This window comes from Mesorhizobium sp. M4B.F.Ca.ET.203.01.1.1 (assembly GCF_004791025.1).
Taxonomy (GTDB): Bacteria; Pseudomonadota; Alphaproteobacteria; order Rhizobiales; family Rhizobiaceae; genus Mesorhizobium; species Mesorhizobium abyssinicae.
The window spans coordinates 1-300 of the sequence record NZ_SRUO01000239.1 but is presented as its reverse complement, the minus strand read 5'-3'; the positions used below and the strand labels follow the sequence as shown (position 1 = coordinate 300).

The window sequence follows — 300 nt, the reverse complement described above, 5'->3', positions numbered from 1 at the left end:
TAGACCCTCGAGGCAAGCGGCTCCGGCGGCAGGCCAAAGGCCGCGAACAAGGCGGGGCCGAGCGGCGGGACGTAGATCGTCAGCGAGGCGATCTTGCCGTCGGCCGGTTCGATGACATGCAGCGAATGCGCCCGCCAAATGGGGTCCTGGTGGCGCTGGGCGTAGAGCGCGACGGCGGGCTGGCCGCTCGCCCTGGTCGCGACCGCGCGGTAGCCGGCGAAATTGCCCCAGACGCTCCCCAGGAAGGCGCCGATTGCCTGATGTCCGCGGTACCATTCCCGCCATGGCGGCATGTGATAG

1 pseudogene is annotated in these 300 nt (G+C 69.7%); it reads right to left on the bottom strand.

From position 1 onward, the window contains the following. Positions 1-300 (bottom strand): annotated as a pseudogene (locus EN846_RS34490) (RNA polymerase subunit sigma-70); the annotation flags it as partial.